This is a genomic window from Priestia sp. USM5, assembly GCF_058323215.1.
Genome location: NZ_JBSGKN010000001.1, coordinates 463,393 through 479,441 on the forward strand (window position 1 = coordinate 463,393; position 16,049 = coordinate 479,441).

Annotated in this window: 15 protein-coding genes; 14 read left to right on the top strand and 1 reads right to left on the bottom strand. The window is 40.1% G+C overall.

The genetic code is table 11. The annotated features are described in order from the left end of the window. The first annotated feature begins 1 nt into the window (after position 1). The 10 genes from ACWATA_RS02415 to ACWATA_RS02460 all read left to right on the top strand — a co-directional run bounded on the left by ACWATA_RS02415 (position 2) and on the right by ACWATA_RS02460 (position 11,025). The gene (locus ACWATA_RS02415) at positions 2-820 is read left to right on the top strand and encodes a dihydrolipoamide acetyltransferase family protein (protein ID WP_473050208.1); all 819 of its coding nucleotides are present in this window, start codon (positions 2-4) and stop codon (positions 818-820) included. A gap of 157 nt (positions 821-977) precedes the next feature. Next, positions 978-3,014 carry a methylmalonyl-CoA mutase family protein gene (locus ACWATA_RS02420; protein ID WP_099000487.1) on the top strand — a complete coding sequence of 679 codons (2,037 nt, stop codon included), beginning with the start codon at positions 978-980 and terminating at the stop codon, positions 3,012-3,014. Beyond that, positions 3,007-5,157, top strand: coding sequence for a methylmalonyl-CoA mutase (gene scpA / locus ACWATA_RS02425; RefSeq protein ID WP_165635153.1), 2,151 nt, complete (start codon positions 3,007-3,009; stop codon positions 5,155-5,157). Before ACWATA_RS02420 ends, scpA begins: the two co-directional genes overlap by 8 nt. A gap of 16 nt (positions 5,158-5,173) precedes the next feature. Next, on the top strand, positions 5,174-6,169 hold the full coding sequence (gene meaB, locus ACWATA_RS02430; RefSeq protein ID WP_033579718.1) for a methylmalonyl Co-A mutase-associated GTPase MeaB: 996 nt from the start codon (positions 5,174-5,176) through the stop codon (positions 6,167-6,169). A 193-nt stretch (positions 6,170-6,362) separates the two neighbouring features. Further along, positions 6,363-6,800 carry a BrxA/BrxB family bacilliredoxin gene (locus ACWATA_RS02435; protein WP_028411575.1) on the top strand — a complete coding sequence of 146 codons (438 nt, stop codon included), beginning with the start codon at positions 6,363-6,365 and terminating at the stop codon, positions 6,798-6,800. Between the two features lie 281 nt (positions 6,801-7,081). After that, on the top strand, positions 7,082-7,885 hold the full coding sequence (locus ACWATA_RS02440) for a transporter substrate-binding domain-containing protein (protein WP_026106695.1): 804 nt from the start codon (positions 7,082-7,084) through the stop codon (positions 7,883-7,885). Positions 7,886-7,916: 31 nt separating this feature from the next. Next, the gene (locus ACWATA_RS02445) at positions 7,917-8,576 is read left to right on the top strand and encodes an amino acid ABC transporter permease (RefSeq protein ID WP_013059114.1); all 660 of its coding nucleotides are present in this window, start codon (positions 7,917-7,919) and stop codon (positions 8,574-8,576) included. Then, the gene (locus tag ACWATA_RS02450; RefSeq protein ID WP_028411574.1) at positions 8,569-9,291 is read left to right on the top strand and encodes an amino acid ABC transporter ATP-binding protein; all 723 of its coding nucleotides are present in this window, start codon (positions 8,569-8,571) and stop codon (positions 9,289-9,291) included. Before ACWATA_RS02445 ends, ACWATA_RS02450 begins: the two co-directional genes overlap by 8 nt. A 160-nt stretch (positions 9,292-9,451) precedes the next feature. Next, positions 9,452-10,402: an aromatic acid exporter family protein gene (locus ACWATA_RS02455; RefSeq protein WP_473049562.1), complete on the top strand. Its 951-nt coding sequence runs from the start codon at positions 9,452-9,454 to the stop codon at positions 10,400-10,402. 98 nt (positions 10,403-10,500) lie between these two features. Beyond that, entirely contained in the window at positions 10,501-11,025 is a 525-nt protein-coding gene (locus tag ACWATA_RS02460) for a L,D-transpeptidase (protein WP_014458269.1), read from the top strand. A gap of 75 nt (positions 11,026-11,100) precedes the next feature. Here the strand turns inward: ACWATA_RS02460 and prli42 are convergent, their stop codons facing one another. Further along, a complete protein-coding gene (gene prli42 / locus ACWATA_RS02465) occupies positions 11,101-11,196 on the bottom strand; it encodes a stressosome-associated protein Prli42 (RefSeq protein WP_149917156.1) in 96 nt (31 codons plus the stop codon). A gap of 149 nt (positions 11,197-11,345) precedes the next feature. On the opposite strand from prli42, the gene mce reads away from it, so the two are divergent. The 4 genes from mce to ACWATA_RS02485 all read left to right on the top strand — a co-directional run bounded on the left by mce (position 11,346) and on the right by ACWATA_RS02485 (position 16,045). Further along, positions 11,346-11,771 (top strand): methylmalonyl-CoA epimerase, encoded by a 426-nt coding sequence (gene mce, locus ACWATA_RS02470; protein ID WP_080754463.1) that lies wholly within the window; start codon positions 11,346-11,348, stop codon positions 11,769-11,771. Then, positions 11,764-13,314 (top strand): acyl-CoA carboxylase subunit beta, encoded by a 1,551-nt coding sequence (locus ACWATA_RS02475; RefSeq protein ID WP_033579719.1) that lies wholly within the window; start codon positions 11,764-11,766, stop codon positions 13,312-13,314. The genes mce and ACWATA_RS02475 overlap by 8 nt, the downstream gene beginning before the upstream one ends. Positions 13,315-13,339: 25 nt before the next feature. Then, complete coding sequence (locus ACWATA_RS02480) at positions 13,340-14,458, top strand: tripeptidase T (protein WP_013084962.1); 1,119 nt, start codon at positions 13,340-13,342, stop codon at positions 14,456-14,458. Positions 14,459-14,683: 225 nt separating this feature from the next. Beyond that, a complete protein-coding gene (locus tag ACWATA_RS02485) occupies positions 14,684-16,045 on the top strand; it encodes an NAD(P)-dependent oxidoreductase (RefSeq protein WP_028411571.1) in 1,362 nt (453 codons plus the stop codon). Positions 16,046-16,049: the final 4 nt, after the last annotated feature.

Sequence of the window (16,049 nt, forward strand, 5' to 3'; positions counted from 1 at the left end):
TATCGAAAAAGGCGGAGCTGCTGAAGTGAAAGAAACACCTGCATCAACAGTTCAGCCAGAAGCATCCGTAGCGGCAGCTGCTCCAAAAACGAAGCAACCCGCGCCGGTTGTGTCTGCAGCCGGAGATCAAGAAATCCCTGTTTCAGGCGTGCGTAAAGCTATTGCAGCAAATATGCTTCGCAGTAAACACGAAATTCCGCATGCATGGACAATGGTTGAAGTTGATGTAACGAACTTAGTTTCTTATCGTGATGCATTAAAGACGGAGTTCAAACAAAAAGAAGGTTTTAACTTAACTTATTTTGCGTTCTTCTTAAAAGCAGTGGCTCAGGCTTTAAAAGAATTCCCTCAAATGAATTCAATGTGGGCAGGAGACCGTATTGTTCAGAAAAAAGATATTAATGTATCCATTGCTGTTGCAACAGACGATGCTTTATTTGTGCCGGTTATTAAACAAGCCGATGAAAAGACAATCAAAGGCATTGCGCGTGAAATTACAGAGCTTGCGCAAAAAGTTCGTACGGGTTCATTGAAGTCTGAAGACATGCAGGGCGGAACGTTTACTGTTAACAACACAGGCTCATTTGGTTCCGTGCAATCAATGGGGATTATTAATTACCCGCAAGCGGCTATTTTACAAGTAGAATCTATTGTAAAACGTCCGGTTATTATTGATAACATGATTGCTGTTCGAGATATGGTTAACTTATGTTTATCACTTGATCACCGCGTGTTGGACGGCTTGGTGTGCGGCAGGTTCTTGGCAAGAGTTAAAGAGATTTTAGAATCTACGTCTAAAGAGAATACGTCCGTCTATTAAAAAAAGCAAATGGAGCTTTCTCCATTTGCTTTTTTATTTTGAAGCAATGATTGAACAATTTGTAAAAGATGTATTAAAATAAAAGAAGAATCATCAAACTTCAAAGTGTAATCATCTAGGTCTAGCAGGCAGCTATTAACTGTAAAGGGGCATGGAAATGAAAACAAATACATTATCATTTCATGAATTTACACGTACACCTAAAGAAGATTGGGCACAGGAAGTTAGCAAAAACACCGCGCTCCGCTCAAAAGAAACGTTAGAAAACATCTTTTTGAAACCGCTTTATTTTGAAAGTGATACGGCACATTTAGACTACTTGCAGCAGAGTCCGGCGGGAATAGATTGTTTAAGAGGAGCCGGTAAAGAATCATACATACTAGGGGAATGGGAAATCACCCAAAAAATCGACTTACCTTCTATTAAAGAAAGCAATAAACTTCTTTTACACAGTTTGAGAAATGGACAAAATACGGCCGCTTTTACGTGCAGTGAAGCAATGAGGCAAGGAAAAGACGTTGATGAAGCAACTGAAGCTGAAGTAGCCTCAGGCGCTACAATTTCTACTTTAGAGGATGTTGCTCATTTGTTTCAGCATGTAGCTCTTGAAGCTGTGCCTTTATTTTTAAATACGGGATGTACATCCGTTCCACTTCTTTCGTTTCTAAAAGCATACTGTGTTGATCATAACTTTGATATGAGACAGCTAACAGGTACGGTTGGAATGGATCCGCTCGGCACTCTTGCTGAATACGGGAGAGTTCCACTTTCTACTCGAGATTTATACGATCATTTAGCTTACGCAACGCGTTTGGCTCACAGTAATGTTCCAGAGCTCAAAACGATCATTGTATCAAGCATTCCTTACCATAACAGCGGTGCAAACGCTGTTCAAGAACTAGCTTATATGCTTGCTACAGGAGTGCAGTATATTGATGAATGCATGAAACGCGGTCTGTCCTTACATCAAGTTTTACCTCACATGACCTTTTCTTTTTCAGTTAGCTCACATTTATTTATGGAAATATCAAAACTTCGTGCTTTTCGCATGCTTTGGGCAAATGTGGTTCGTGCTTTTGATGACACGGCCGTTTCAGTGCCGTTTATTCATACGGAAACGTCACGTCTTACACAGTCTAAAGAAGATATGTATACAAATGCATTAAGGAGCACGGTTCAAGCGTTTGCTTCTATTGTAGGAGGAGCGGATAGTCTGCATATTGAACCATATGATTCCGTTACATCCTCATCTTCTCAGTTCGCTCATCGCCTTTCCCGTAATACTCACTTAATTTTGCAGCACGAAACACATATATCAAAAGTAATGGATCCTGCCGGAGGCTCTTGGTACGTTGAAGCTTACACACATGAATTAATGACAAAAGCTTGGGAGTTATTTGGCAACATTGAAGACCACGGCGGAATGGAAGAAGCTTTAAAACAAGGGCGAATTCAAGATGAAGTTGAACAAATGAGAGTAAAAAGACAAGGAGATATAGAGTGCCGAATTGAGCGCTTGATCGGAGTCACACACTATGCTCCTAAGCAACACGCTGCATCTGAAGAGATAAAAAGCACTCTGTCTAAAAAAGAAGAAAGAAAAATGAATAAATACAGTGACCAGAACACTTCGGAATTTTCATCAAATCTTTCGCTAGAGGACTATACAAAGCTAGCATCTAAAGGGGTAACAGCAGGGTGGATGCTAAAACAAATGGCGAAGCAGTCACAGCCAGACAGTGTTGTGCCGCTCACTAAGTGGAGAGCAGCAGAGAAGTTTGAAAAAATACGGGTTTATACAAAGGGAATGAGCATTGGCATTATGGAGCTCGCCGATCCTAGCAGCCATAAAAAAGCTGAGATTGCCCGGTCTTTATTTGAAAGCGCAGGCTTTGCGTGTGAAACAATTAAAAACATAGATTCCTACGTCGAGATAGCAGATTGGATGAATGAACAAAAGCACGAAGCATATGTAATCTGTGGAAGTGATGAACTCGTGGAAAAGCTCTTAACAAAAGCGATGACTTATTTTGAGGAAGATTCCGTTTATGTGTACGTAGTAGGGGAAGAACACGTATCACGCAAAACGCAGTGGCAGCAAAAAGGTGTAATGAGCGTCATACATCCTAAGACAAATGTTATTCAATGCGTTAAGAAGTTATTATGTGCTTTGGAGGTAGAAGTTCATGTATAAAAAGCCTTCTTTTTCTAATATTCCATTATCATTTTCAAAGCAGCAAAGGGAAGAGGACGTGGCTCAAAGTTCATTCACTGCTTTTCAAACAAATGAACAAATTGAATTAAAATCATTATATACAAAAACAGACAGAGATGACCTCGACTTTATTCACTTTGCACCTGGTATTCCACCGTTTGTGAGAGGACCGTATGCAACGATGTATGTGAATCGGCCTTGGACGATTAGACAGTATGCAGGATACTCAACGGCGGAGGAAAGCAATGCCTTTTACCGCCGAAACCTAGCTGCTGGACAGAAAGGGCTATCTGTTGCTTTTGACCTCGCTACCCACCGCGGCTATGACTCTGATCATCCAAGAGTTGTTGGAGATGTAGGGAAAGCAGGAGTGGCAATTGATTCAATGATTGATATGAAGCAGCTGTTTGAAGGGATTCCGCTTGATCAAATGTCCGTGTCGATGACGATGAACGGGGCGGTTCTTCCTATTTTAGCTTTCTACATCGTAACAGCTGAAGAACAAGGAGTAAAAAAAGAAAAGCTGGCTGGAACGATTCAAAACGATATTTTAAAAGAATATATGGTGCGCAATACGTATATTTATCCTCCTGAAATGTCCATGCGAATCATTGCGGATATTTTTAAATATACAGCGGAGCATATGCCGAAATTTAACAGTATTAGTATATCAGGCTATCATATGCAAGAAGCAGGCGCTCCAGCAGACTTAGAGCTTGCTTATACGCTTGCAGATGGACTTGAATATGTACGAACCGGCTTGAAAGCAGGAATTTCAATTGACGCGTTTGCACCGAGACTATCCTTTTTCTGGGCAATTGGAATGAACTACTTTATGGAAGTAGCGAAAATGAGAGCGGGGAGGCTGCTGTGGGCAAAACTCATGAAACAGTTTGAGCCGGACAACCCTAAATCACTCGCTCTTAGAACGCATTCTCAAACGTCCGGATGGAGCTTAACCGAGCAGGATCCATTTAATAATGTTATTAGAACATGCGTCGAAGCTCTGGCTGCAGTGTCAGGACATACGCAATCGCTTCATACAAACGCACTGGATGAAGCGATTGCTCTTCCGACTGATTTTTCAGCTAGAATTGCTCGAAATACGCAGCTTTATTTGCAAAATGAAACGGAGATTTGTTCCGTCATTGACCCTTGGGGAGGCTCTTATTATGTGGAATCATTAACGAATGAATTAATGATAAAAGCGTGGAAGCACCTTGAAGAAATAGAACAGCTCGGCGGAATGACAAAAGCAATAGAAGCAGGCGTACCTAAAATGAAGATAGAAGAAGCTGCTGCGCGCAGACAAGCAAGAATAGACTCGCAGGTAGAAATTATTGTAGGTGTGAATCAGTTTCAGCCGGAGCAAGAAGAACCGCTTGATATTCTTGATATTGATAACACAGCAGTTCGAATGAAGCAGCTGGAAAAGCTAAAGAAAATACGCAGTGAACGTAACGAACAAGCGGTACTCGAAGCGCTTAATCGACTGACCACTTGTGCCAAAACAGGCGAAGGGAATCTCCTTGCTTTTGCGGTTGAAGCTGCAAGAGCTAGAGCTACACTAGGTGAAATTTCAGAAGCCATTGAGAAAGTGGCTGGAAGACATCAGGCTACTTCTAAGTCAGTCAGCGGGGTATACAGTGCGGAGTTTGCGCATCGAGATCAAATCGAAGAAGTTCGAAAGCTCACGGCTGAATTTTTAGAGGAAGAAGGAAGACGCCCAAGGATTTTAGTGGCGAAAATGGGGCAAGACGGTCATGACAGAGGATCAAAAGTGATTTCAACAGCCTTTGCTGACCTTGGATTTGATGTGGATATTGGCCCTTTATTTCAAACGCCTGAAGAGACAGCAAGACAAGCTGTAGAAAACGACGTACATGTGATTGGGATAAGCTCTTTGGCAGCCGGGCATAAAACGTTACTGCCGCAGCTTGTTGATGAGTTAAAGAAATTAGAGCGCGACGATATCGTTGTTATTGTCGGAGGCGTTATTCCTAAACAAGACTACTCATTTCTTTTAGAGCACGGCGCTTCTGCAATCTTTGGACCTGGAACAGTAATCCCAAAAGCGGCCGTTTCCGTCTTACATGAAATAAAGAAACGGTTAGAAGAATAGTTGGTGAAGACAATTGGTGAAATTAAAAACGGTACAAGATTATAAACAAGGGCTGCTTGAAGGGAAAAGAACAGCGTTAGCTCAAGCCATTACTTTAATTGAAAGTAAAGCGCCGAAGCATAAAGCAATAGCACAACAGCTGATTAAAGAAATCTATCCCCATACGGGGCATTCAGTGCGCATTGGTTTTACTGGCGTACCAGGAGCAGGAAAAAGTACGCTGATTGACAAATTTGGATCGTATCTATGCAAAAATGGCCATTCCGTTGCAGTTTTAGCAGTCGATCCAAGCAGTACCTTGTCTGGAGGAAGTATTTTAGGAGATAAAACCAGAATGGAGCTGCTTGCCAAACAAGAGAACGCTTTTGTCCGTCCTTCACCTTCTCAAGGAACGCTTGGAGGTGTTCATCTTAAAACGAGAGAAGCCATTTTTCTTTGTGAAGCGGCTGGGTATAACATCATATTTGTCGAAACGATGGGTGTTGGCCAAGGTGAAATGATTGTAAAAGAGATGGTAGACTTCTTTGTTTTGCTTGCTTTAACCGGAGCAGGAGATGATTTGCAAGGAATTAAAAAAGGGCTGCTTGAATGGGTTAATTTAATTTGTGTAAATAAAGCAGACGGGGATAACCGGCTAAAAGCAGAAGTGACTGCAAAAGAATACAAAAGTGTCATCGGTTTTCTTCACGGTCATTCCGGAGGGTGGAAACCACAGGTCATCACAACTTCTGCTTATGAAGAAGCGTCGTTTCAACATTTATGGCAGATAATTTGTGACTATAAGGAATGGATGAATAAAAAAGATCTGTTTTATGCAGTAAGACAAAAGCAAATGAAGGCATGGTTACAAGCAAGTGTTAATGAATATTTACAAGAATCATTTTATGAACATCCTTTAGTTAAGCAAACATTAGGGGATGTTGAAAAACAAATGATGACCGGAGATGCCACAATGGCTGAAGCTCTCCAACACTTGATTAAAATCTATCAGCAGGCGATGAAAGAAATGTAAAAAAGGATCCTGCATTTTATGCGGATCCTTCTACACTAGGGAGTTAAGAGTATGGTTTTCTAGCTGTAAAAACAGTATCACCATTTCTTTTCTTGTTTAATCTTGATTACCAAGAAAAAATGAGTCAAAGCAATCGCCTTTTTAGTTTTCGTTTGCTATGATAAAGGATAGATAGCAAAAGGGAGGTATGAAAATGAATATCGATTTTAACTTGTTTATGAACGACGTTGTTCGTCAGGCCCGTAAAGAAATTACAGCTGCTGGTTATACAGAATTAACGACGGCTGAAGCGGTAGATGAAACGTTTAAACAGCCTGGCACAACGCTTGTAATGGTGAATTCAGTTTGCGGTTGTGCAGGAGGTATTGCAAGACCTGCTGCAGCGCACGCTGTACATTATGATAAACGTCCAACAAACTTGGTTACAGTATTTGCTGGGCAAGATAAAGAAGCAACTGCGCGTGCACGCGAATACTTTGAAGGTTATCCGCCTTCATCTCCATCTTTCGCTTTATTAAAAGACGGAAAAATTATCACAATGGTAGAGCGTCACGAAATTGAAGGCCATGAGCCAATGTCAGTTGTGATGAAGCTGCAAGAAGCGTTCGAACAGAACTGTGAAGAAGTGTAAGAGAGAAGCCGTTTTGAACGGCTTCTTTTTTTATGCATTTTTTTATCCGTCTGTATGCAGGCTTTCTAATGAGTGGAAAATGTTGAGAAAAGGTATTTTCAAATAGTGAAACTTATATTTAAAAAAGATATTGCATATTTATAATGTTGTGTTAAAATACATTTATATGAATATATATTTAAATTTCGACATTTACTTGCAATAGTAAAAAACTTATTTCATAATATTATTAATTTTTAAAAAATAATGTAAGGAATAAACTAGGGGGAACGAAGATGAAATTGAAAAAGTGGTTATCGGTAACGGCAATTGGTCTCTTAACAGCAGGCGTTTTAGCTGCATGCGGAGCAGGAGAAGGAACGTCTAATGGCGGAGCAAGCAGCGACGACAAAGATAAAAAAGTACTTGTAATGGGAACATCAGCAGATTACCCACCATTTGAATATATTGATACGGCAAAAGGTGATAGTGAAGCAATCGGATTTGACGTAGATTTAGCAAAAACAATCGGTAAAAAGTTAGGCTATGACGTGCAGGTAAAGGATATGGAATTTGGCGGATTAATTCCAGCTTTACAATCTAACAAAGTCGATTTAGTTTTAGCCGGTATGACGCCAACTGAAAAGCGTAAAAAGAACGTGGACTTCTCAGACGTATACTATGAAGCAAAAAACATGATTGTATCGAAGAAAGATGCGCCAATTAAAAACGCAGAAGAACTAAAAGGAAAAACAGTCGGTGTACAAACTTCTTCTATTCAAGCAGACGAAGCAAAAGAAATTGCAAAAGAAGTTGACGGAGTAAATGTAACAACGCGTGACCGTATTCCAGAACTAATTCAAGAAATGAAATCAAATCGTATCGATGCAGCGATTATTGAAGATACAGTAGCTAAAGGGTATGTGAACAAAGACAAAAGCTTGCAAATGTCTGATACAGGACGTCCCGATTCAAGTAAAGGATCAGCAATCGCATTTCCTAAAGACAGCAAGCTAACGAATGACTTTAACCGTGAATTAAAGAAAATGAAAGAAAACGGTGAATTGGATAAATTAATCGTTAAGTGGTTTGACGACCAAAAATAAGAATGATAGTTAGAGAGGAATGGAACTAGGCATGAATTTGGATTTTTCGCAAATCGTGCCTTCTATGCCTTATATTTTAAAAGGGATAGGGGTAACGATACAGATAGTCCTAGCTTCAGCAATTTTAGGGTTTGTGCTGGGAGTTATTTTATCTTTATGTAAAATCAGCCGCAATAAACCTCTTCAATGGTTTGCGGATGCATATACGTCCGTGTTTCGCGGAACACCGCTTGTACTGCAATTATTATTAATATACTTTGGATTACCTCAGCTGCTCGGGTTTGATATTGCCCCGTTTCCAGCGGCCGTTGCTGCGTTCGGGCTAAACTCTGCAGCATATATATCTGAAATTATTCGCGCTGGTATTTTAGCTGTTGATAAAGGACAGCGTGAAGCGGCATTAGCGTTAGGAATTCCTTATCGCCGCATGATGGGACAAATTATTTTGCCACAGGCACTTAAAAATATTTTACCTGCTTTGATGAATGAGTTCATTACATTAACAAAGGAATCAGCTATCGTTACAGTTATTGGAGCACTCGACATTATGCGACGTGCTTACATTGTAGGTGGAGAAAAATTCGCCTACCTTGAACCGTTAATTTTTGCAGGGTTGATTTATTATGTAATGGTAATGGGCTTAACGCTCCTTGGTAAAGCAGTCGAGAGGAGAATGAGAAAAGGTGATTAACGTTGAAAATTTACACAAATCATTTGGTAAGAATGACGTTTTAAAAGGTATTTCAACTACGATTAAGGAAAAAGAAGTCGTAGCTGTTATTGGCCCTTCTGGTTCTGGTAAATCTACTTTTTTACGCTGTATGAACCTGCTTGAAGAACCGACGAGCGGATTAGTTTCCATTAACGGTCAAGTGATTACAGATAAAAAAACAAACATTATGCGTGTGCGTGAAAATGTAGGAATGGTATTTCAGCATTTTCACTTGTTTCCACATATGACAGTGCTTGAAAATTTGACGTATGCTCCGATGACGGTAAAAGGCGTGTCAAGAGAAACGGCTGTTGCTAAAGGCAAAGAATTACTCCAAAAAGTTGGACTTGCTCAAAAAGCCAACGAGTTTCCAAGTCGCTTATCGGGCGGTCAAAAGCAGCGTGTAGCTATTGCAAGAGCATTGGCAATGGAGCCGAAAGTAATGCTGTTTGACGAACCAACATCAGCATTGGATCCAGAGATGGTAAAAGAAGTGCTAGATGTAATGAAGTCGCTAACAGAAACAGGAATGACGATGGTCATTGTAACGCATGAAATGGGATTTGCACGAGAAGTAGCGGATCGTGTGCTGTTTTTAGACGGCGGTGTGCTTGTTGAAGATGCGCCTCCGGCCGAATTTTTCTCAGCCCCTAAAAGCAAGCGTGCTAAAGATTTCTTAGAAAAGATTTTATAATAAAAAAAGTGCAGGAAGAGTACGATCTTTTCTGCACTTTTTTTATTGAAATTTATAAAGTACAGCAAGATTTAAGGTTGTGTTATTTTTCTATTCGTGTTAATAAAGAATAGAGTATTTTATCACACTAAAAAGAAACCAACATGTAGGAGTCTAGAAAATGAAATTTAAAATTGGGTACCGGACAATTAAAACAGCCGTCGGTACATCACTGGCTATTATTATAGCTCAGTTCTTTCACCTCGAGTTTTTTGTATCAGCTGGAATTATCACCATTTTGTGCATTCAAAATTCAAAGAAAAAATCGCTGCGAAGCGCAAGCGATCGTTTTATTGCTTGTTCTTTATCCATTCTGTTTTCGTTTATATTCTTTGAAGGGATTGCTTATCATCCACTTGTTATAGGACTGATGCTGCTTTTGTTTATTCCGGTTACGGTTATATTCAAAGTTAATGCAGGCATTGTTACAAGCTCCGTTATTTTGCTTCATATTTACTCCAAAGGCAATATGACGTGGGGAATCGTCTTTAATGAACTTGGCTTAATTGTAATTGGGATAGGGGTTGCCCTGCTTGTGAATTTATATATGCCAAGTTTAGATCAAGAGCTTCGCACGTATCAGCAAGAAATTGAAGAAAATTTCCGATCGATGTTAAAGGAAGTTGCCCTGTATCTCAGAACCAATGACAGCAGCTGGGACGGTAAGGAAATTGCAGATACGGTAAAAATTTTAGAAAAAGCAAAAAGCCTTGCGTTTCGTGATGTAGAAAATCATTTTGTACGTGGGGAAAATTATTATTACCGCTATTTTAAAATTCGTGAAAAACAGCTTGAAATTATTGAGCGTACGCTTCCTCTCATTACCGCTATTGATTTGGTGGTAGAACAGCGCTACATGATTGCCGATTTCATTGAAGAATTAAGTCTATCCATCCACCCCGGTAATACAGCAAAATTATTTTTAGCCAAACTTCAGCATTTACGAGAAGCGTTTGCAGAGATGCCGCTTCCCAAAACGCGGGAAGAGTTTGAAGCGCGTGCCGATTTACTGCACGTAGTCAAAGAAATTGAACAATATTTGGTTATTAAACAAACCTTAAAAATAAGTTAAACAGCATGCATGTTGTGTATCTTGCTTACGAACACTAAATAAGACAAGAGATGTCTCTCTTGTCTTTTACTTAGGACTAACGTAAGGTGGTGGATTACGTGCATGTGTTTGCTTTTATCCTTTTACTACTATCTCCGGTTTGGCCATTAGGAGAAAATCCGTTGCCAAATGATCCTTATATTATTATTAATAAACAAAGCAATGAGCTTGCTTACATTCAAAATAAAGAAATTAAACAAATTATTAAAGTAGCAACGGGGAAAACAGTTAATCTGACGCCCGAAGGGGAGTTCACGGTAACAGTAAAAGCTGTTAATCCTTATTATCGGAGAAGTAACATTGAAGGAGGCGCTCCTCAAAATCCTCTAGGTGTAAGGTGGATTGGGTTTGATGCAAGAGAGACTGACGGACGTATTTATGGCATTCACGGTACAAATCAGCCGGATTCCATCGGTAAATATGTATCGAATGGCTGTATTCGCGTAGAAAATCGTGAAGTAAGCCATTTATACGATCAAGTCCCGTTAGGTACAAAAGTATGGATTGTATCTACAGATCAATCTTTTGAAGAGTTAGCCGCTCAAAAAGGCATTGTGAATATACAGCAAAAGACTGGTGACTAGTCACCAGTCTTTTTTATATGTTTGCATTGCACAAAGAAACAGCAGTGCATCTATGTTTTTAGTCATCAGTCTCGATTAAAACCACATCGCAAGTCCCGCTAGAAGCGTAGATATTAACATGACAAGAAGCATTAAAAACACAATGGTTTTTTGGATTTTCTTATTAGACATACAACCAAAGTCCTCCTACACGTTTTTTTCTTATTTTACATGTCTTCCGCTGCTTAGACAAGCAACTTTCTGTACATACGCGAGCAGGAGATTTCTTTTGTTTTCAAGAATATGTGTAAATGAAAACGCTTTTTTAAAGAGGTGAGAAAGTGATAAAAGGAATTGATCACATAGGAGTAGCTGTAAAATCAATTGAAGGCAGCCTCCCTTTTTACGAAAAGGTATTAGGACTGTCTCTATTAAAAGTAGAAAAAGTAGAAGAACAAGGAGTAAAAGTGGCTTTTATTCAGTGCGGCAACGTAAAAATTGAATTATTAGAGCCGCTCTTTGAAGACAGTGCAGTCGGTGCGTTCATCAAAAAGAGAGGTGAAGGTCTTCACCATGTTGCTTTAGGTGTACGTACGATTGAAGAACGGATTAACGAGTTAAAAGAAAAAGGTGTACAAATGATTGACGATGTTCCGCGAAAAGGCGCAGGGGAAGCATCCATTGCTTTTTTGCATCCTAAGTCAGCAAACGGTGTTCTTTATGAGCTCTGTGAAAAAACACTAGAGGAGGAGAAGAAGCATGGTTGACATTTATGATAAATTAAATGAATTGTACGATAAGCGCCGGAAAATCGAGTTAGGCGGTGGAGACGAAAAAATTGAAAAACAGCACCATAAAGGGAAGCTAACGGCACGTGAACGAATCGAAATTCTTTTGGATGAACATACATTTGTCGAGTTAAATCCGTTTATTGAGCATCGGTGTGCTGACTTCAGTATGAATAATCAAGTAGGACCAGGAGACGGGGTAGTAACAGGCTACGGCAAGATAAACGGTCGCTCAGTCTATTTGTTTTCGCAAGATTTTACGGTATTTGGAGGCGCGTTAGGTGAGATGCATGCTAAAAAAATTGCGCACGTAATGGATTTAGCGGCTAAAACAGGCGTGCCGTTTATTGGTTTAAATGACTCAGGCGGGGCTCGTATTCAAGAGGGCGTCATGTCTCTTGATGGATACGGTCATATTTTTTATCGAAACGCCATTTATTCAGGTGTTATGCCTCAAATATCTGTTATTATGGGTCCTTGTGCAGGCGGAGCCGTGTACTCACCGGCGATTACGGACTTTGTTTTTATGGTAGAAGAAACAAGTCAAATGTTCATTACCGGACCAAAAGTAATTGAAACCGTAACGGGGGAAAGCATTTCCTCTGAAAATCTTGGAGGAGCAGCTGTTCATAACGAAATTAGCGGTAACGCCCATTTCAGAGGTTCAACAGAACAAGAGGTACTAGAACAAGTACGAACGCTCTTAAGCTATCTTCCGCAGTCTAGTCAAGAGCAGCCTCCTTTAGCTTCAGAGGCACAGAGTGATCATTACCGTCCGGATTTATTAGACGTTGTCCCGTTTGATGCCGTGCGTCCTTACGATGTGCGTCAAGTCATTCACCAAGTAGTGGACGAGCACTCCTTTTTTGAAGTGCAAAAAGACTTTGCCAGAAATATTGTCATTGGTTTTGCCCGCATAGATGGAAAAGTTGTCGGACTTGTGTGTAACCAGCCTAAAGTAATGGCAGGCAGTTTAGATATTAACTCCTCAGATAAAGCAGCAAGGTTTATTCGGTTTTGCGATTCATTTAATATCCCACTTATTACATTTGAAGATGTTACAGGTTTTTTCCCAGGTATCAAGCAGGAACATGGCGGAATTATACGACATGGTGCTAAAATTTTATATGCATACTCCGAAGCTACCGTTCCGAAAATCACGGTGATCTTGCGAAAGGCGTACGGAGGTGCGTATGTAGCTTTAAATAGTAAATCGATTGGAGCCGACCTTGTGTATTCGTGGCCGAATGCAGAAATTGCTGTTATGGGTCCTCAAGGTGCTGCAAATATTATCTTTGCAAACGACATTCGAGGCAGTGAAAACCCAGATGAAACAAGACATGAAAAAATTGAACAGTATCGCGAGAAATTTGCTAATCCTTACGTAGCAGCAAGCGCTGGAATGGTGGATGATGTGATTGATCCTCGGGAAACACGAATAAAATTAATACAAGCGCTTGAAATGTTGCACAATAAAAAGGAAGAGCGTCCAGCAAAAAAACATGGTAACATACCATTGTAGGTTATTTTTGGAGGGATTACATATTATGATTAATGAACAACGAATCGTTGATTTATTTATTGAATTAGTACAAGTAGACTCAGAAACAAAGCATGAAGAAAAAATTGCTGTTGTACTAAAAGAAAAATTTACTGCATTAGGCGTCGAAGTAGTAGAAGATGATGCCAAAGAAAAAACCGGACACGGAGCCAACAACTTAATCTGCACACTGCCAGCTACAAAAGAAGGAGTAGACACAATCTACTTTACTTCTCATATGGATACAGTCGTACCTGGAAACGGTATTAAACCGTCTATTGAAGATGGCTATATTAAAAGTGACGGCACGACAATTCTTGGAGCGGATGATAAAGCAGGCTTAGCAGCAATGCTAGAAGCCATTACCGTATTAAAAGAAGAAAACATCGCGCACGGCAAAATTGAATTTATTATTACAGTAGGAGAAGAATCTGGCTTAGTGGGCGCTAAAGCTCTTGATTCTAGTCTCGTAACGGCAAAATTCGGCTATGCTTTAGATAGCGATGGCAAAGTGGGAGACATTATTGTTGCTGCGCCGACGCAAGCAAAAGTAAATGCAACAATTTATGGAAAAACAGCTCATGCAGGTGTAGCTCCTGAACGAGGCGTTTCTGCTATTACGATTGCTTCAAGAGCCATTTCTAAAATGCCGCTTGGACGTATTGATGAAGAGACTACAGCGAATATTGGACGTTTTGAAGGTGGAACGCAAACGAATATCGTGTGTGACCGCGTTGATATTTTAGCAGAAGCTCGTTCATTAATTCCAGAAAAAATGGAAGCACAAGTAGCGAAAATGAAAGAAGCGTTTGAAACAGCTGCACAAGAAATGGGCGGACGTGCAGAAGTTGATATTAAAGTGATGTATCCAGGCTTTAAATTTGGCGATGGAGATCATGTTGTCGAAGTTGCTAAAAAAGCTGTGGCTAATATCGATCGTCCTTCACGCCTGCTTCAAAGCGGAGGCGGAAGCGATGCAAATGTAATCGCAGGGTTTGATATCCCAACAGTAAATTTAGCAGTTGGTTATGAAGACATTCATACAACCAATGAAAAAATTCCGGTAGAAGAACTGGTGAAGACATCTGAACTAGTAGTGTCGATTATTAAAGAAGTAGCAAAATAATAGTTGTAGCCTTGCTTTTATATAAAAGCAAGGCTTTTTACATAGTGAATAGTAAATAGTCTGAATTTTTTAACATAATGTATAATGAAGAAAAGACGGTCGTTTTGTACAATAAAGTTAGTAATACATTTTACCAAAGTAGAAGTTGAAAATAACGTATATAAAAAATATGTAAGCGCTTTCAATTTTGGTTTTATCAACAGATATCCTTGGGAGGTTGATGCAATGAAATCACAGGAAAGTTTGCAGTCCATCATTCAAAACTTTAATGAAGTAGAAAAAGGGTTGTCAAATAGAGAAGCAGTCGAAGAATCTAATCGATGTTTGTACTGTTATGATGCACCCTGTATTCAGGCATGCCCTACAGGAATTGACATCCCGACGTTTATTAAAAAAATTGCATCGGGCAATTTAAAGGGGTCTGCCGAAACGATTATGTCTTCTAATCCCGTAGGAGCAAGCTGTTCGAGAGTTTGTCCAACCGATGAACTATGTGAAGGAGCGTGTGTGCTTAACCACTCAACCAAACCAATTATGATTGGAGATTTGCAGCGCTACGCAACGGATTGGGCTATTCAAAATGAACAGGTGCTGTTTGAGAAAGGAAGAGCAAACGGCAAAAAGGTAGCAATTGTTGGTGGAGGTCCGGCGGGTCTCTCTGCAGCAAGAGAACTGGCGCGATTTGGGTATGACGTAACCATTTTTGAAGCGGAAAAACAAGCAGGAGGGTTAAATACATATGGAATCGTGTCGTTTCGTCTTCCTCAAGCGATTTCATTTTGGGAAGTTGAACAAGTAAAAAGCTTGGATGTAAAAATTAAAACAAACGTAAGAATCGGAGAAGATGTTCTTCCAAGCGAATTGCTGCAGTCATATGACGCGGTTGTATTAGCTATTGGTATGAGCAAGGTGCCTTCTCTACATGTTGAAGGTGAAGAGCTAGACGGTGTGTATGATGCGATTGATTTTGTGAAAAAAACGAAGTCAGAAGCCCTATCAACAGAATTTGTGGGTAAGCGTGTAGCCGTCATTGGAGCGGGAAATACTGCGATTGATGGTGCTACGTGTTCCGTGCGCTTGGGAGCTGAAAATGTTCAAATTTTATACCGTCGTACACGAGAAGAAATGACGGCCTATGATTTTGAATTTGAATTTGCGAAACAAGATGGTGTTGAATTCCGCTGGTTAACGGCGCCTATACGAATTATTGGAGATGAAAATGGTAAGGTGAGCGGGATTGAATGCGTAAAAATGACGTTAACAGATCCAGATGCAGACGGCCGCAGAAAGCCTGTTCCTGTTGAAGGTTCAACGTTTACGATTCCAGTCGATGCTGTTGTTAAAGCAATTGGTCAAGAACGGTACCTGTCTTTGATTCAACAATTCCAGCTGCATCATGAAGACGGAGTTGTCTTAATCAATCAAGAGACGTTCCAAACATCAAATCCAAAAGTATTTGCTTGTGGAGATGTCATTTTTGGTAAAGGACAAGGAGAAGCGATGGTCGTGACCGCTGCTCAGCAAGGAAAACAAACGGCGTTAAATATTCATATGCAGTTAACAAAAGAAACAATGGAAACAGCTTAAAATC